This is a genomic window from Bradyrhizobium sp. Ec3.3, assembly GCF_000472925.1.
Taxonomy (GTDB): domain Bacteria; phylum Pseudomonadota; class Alphaproteobacteria; order Rhizobiales; family Xanthobacteraceae; genus Bradyrhizobium.
Window position 1 is genome coordinate 1 of the sequence record NZ_AXAS01000146.1, and the last position, 2,466, is coordinate 2,466.

3 protein-coding genes are annotated in these 2,466 nt (G+C 61.4%); all 3 read right to left on the reverse strand.

What is annotated here, in order from left to right:
• Positions 1–337: 337 nt before the first annotated feature.
• Entirely contained in the window at positions 338–769 is a 432-nt protein-coding gene (locus YUU_RS0145725; RefSeq protein WP_027528097.1) for an SRPBCC family protein, read from the reverse strand.
• A gap of 694 nt (positions 770–1,463) precedes the next feature.
• Positions 1,464–1,823, reverse strand: coding sequence for an SPW repeat protein (locus tag YUU_RS0145730; protein ID WP_027528098.1), 360 nt, complete (start codon positions 1,821–1,823; stop codon positions 1,464–1,466).
• Between the two features lie 251 nt (positions 1,824–2,074).
• Complete coding sequence (locus tag YUU_RS0145735; protein ID WP_156944947.1) at positions 2,075–2,254, reverse strand: hypothetical protein; 180 nt, start codon at positions 2,252–2,254, stop codon at positions 2,075–2,077.
• Between the last annotated feature and the right edge of the window lie 212 nt (positions 2,255–2,466).

Genomic DNA, 2,466 nt, shown 5'->3' on the forward strand with positions numbered 1-2,466 from the left:
AACGACTTGTCGAGGACGACGTTGCGGCCCTTCGGACCAAGCGTGACCTTCACGGCATTGGCGAGGATCTCGACGCCGCGCAGCATGCGGTCGCGGGCATCGACGCCTAACTTGACTTCTTTAGCTGACATATTTGTTCCTCCCTGAATTGAAATTCGTCTCTCACCTGCGAGGCAGCATAGGCAGGCGTTCCTCAGGGGTGAGCATTTGCGGCGGTCAGCGTTAGGCCGCTTTCTTGGAGCCGGCGACGTCGGTGAGAACGCCCATGATGTCGCTCTCCTTCATGATCATATGCGCCCACAGGCGGCACGGCGGAACACGACGTCCCGTTTTGCGATTACGCGCCCCGCTCGAGCAGTTCCTTCAGCTTTTGCTCGTTTCTCGGCAGCTGCCTTCGCACTTGCCGAAGGATGAGCGGAGCAAGCACCCTGGCGATCCCGTGGGCTTCTACTTCAAGGGCGATCGTTACGCGCGACCGCTTGCCCTCATCGAGTGGCTCAACTGTGCCTTTGGCAATCGCTGTGAGCGGGCCGCCAACGCCGCGCACCGTCCACGTCCTCGGAGGATTCAGTTCAGTTATCTCCTCGGTCCTCTGCAACTTCCGCGGACCGACCCGGCGGGTCACCACGGCTTTCAGTGGGGCGTCGCCCTGCCGGCGTGCCGACACGACGCCCCCCTGCCATTCGGGGAAATGCGAAAAGTCCGTCGCGTATAGGAAGACGTCTTCGGGGCGACGGGATATCTCAATGCTCTCTACGATCGCTGCCATCTGTTCCTCCTTTGCTCCGATCTCCTGCGGATGTCGCCGGGCCCCGGCGCTGGGCATCCGTCGCTATGGGAGCCGGCGGAGGCGCACCGGGTCAGCAAGGATGTCGTACCCGTCTGGGCCGATGGGCTCATCTCCATTTCGCACATGCTGTGGGCCTTTGCATCGTACTCCCCCAATCACCCGGCGGATAGCTGGACGTCCCTGAACAGAACTTCTCTCCTTCCGAAGAAACCGGATTTCCTGATTTACGGCGGCCAAATAAGGTGTACCACAGGTTCTTACTGGAGATCGCGAAACGTCCGTCTCGCTATCGGACGGCATTGACCGCGAAATCTGGCTGAATGAGCGTCTGTTGCCGGCCACAAGGTTCACAGGCAGCAACTGTTCAATGGCAGAAAGCGGCCCTTCGGCTTCGATGTCGAAGGCACCGGCAAGAACAGGCGGCTGGTCCCGAAAGCCTCTGAGCAGGCCGCGCTGGCTCGCGGGAGAGCGTTGCAGGTCGAAGGCAAGAGTCTACGTGAGATCGCGACGGTCTGAGCCGACGAGTTTGGTTTGGCGAAGATCGACGCGAAGAGCGTGGAGCGACTCCTCGATCGCGTTGCTGCCTGATCCACGATCTGATCGCGCCGTCGACGTCTCTATGATCTCGCGACTCCGCTGATCACAATCCTGACTATCTACGAACCTCAGCCTCTCAGCGGCCGGTGGTCAACCGCGGCGGGATCTGGGACATCATCCAAAGCTCGATCGCAGCCAGGATCGCGACCGCCGCGCCGATTACCACATGCACCGTCATCGCGGTGGTTCCCTGGAAGCCAAATACCCAGGGCGAAACCAGCGCCCACAAGCCGACGATGAGGTTAAGCCACTCCTCCCACACCGCGAATGCCGCCAGCGCCGCGATTGCGAGGATCGCGATGGCGATGCCGGTGATATAGGCGTTGGTGGAGACCGTTCCGGCGTCGAAGCCGAACATCCAGGGCGAAACGAACAGAATCGCGCCAAGGATCAGGTTTGCGACGTCGCACAGTTTTGCGTTCGTCCAGTTCTCCATCCAGTTCTCCATGACACCTCCATTGGAAGGTTTACACACGCTAATCAACCGTAAGTTCGCCGCGCCAGTTCCATCGCGGTCCGCGGCATAATGGCAAGGGACAATCCCCGCGGCTGGTGTACCGGCCTCCGCCGCTGTTCGCCGTCGTCGCAGCCACGCAGCGCGCGGCGTAAGCCCGCGAGCGCGCCTCGCCCGGACAGACACAAAGCGGCTAGCCGGGAGGCCTATCAGTGCGCTCGGTAGGCGGGGCCTTACGGCAGCGACCCTCGAAGCTCAGCGACACCAGAGGTGGCTCGACCGGATTTCTCAGCAGGTCCGACATTTCGCGCGAGGATCGCGGCAATCAGGAGGATAAACATCGCGACGGCAAGCCCATTCAGGATCGCAGCCTGATATCGATTAAACCAATAGCGCATCATTGCTGCACCCATGCGCATCGCCCCGCCCGCTGCAACTTGTGTCGTTGAGTCGTTGGGCGATTTGGTGGCGCCCCGGTCGCTAACCAACGTACAGCCTCCGCCAGGAGGCCGTCGCTAAGCGGACCATCAGCTGTCGCGCGCCATGGAAAACTGCCCCCTCGGCGCCATGAGGAATTGCCCCCTCCTTGGATAGCCGAGGAGAGAGCGAATGAAGCAGGAACGAA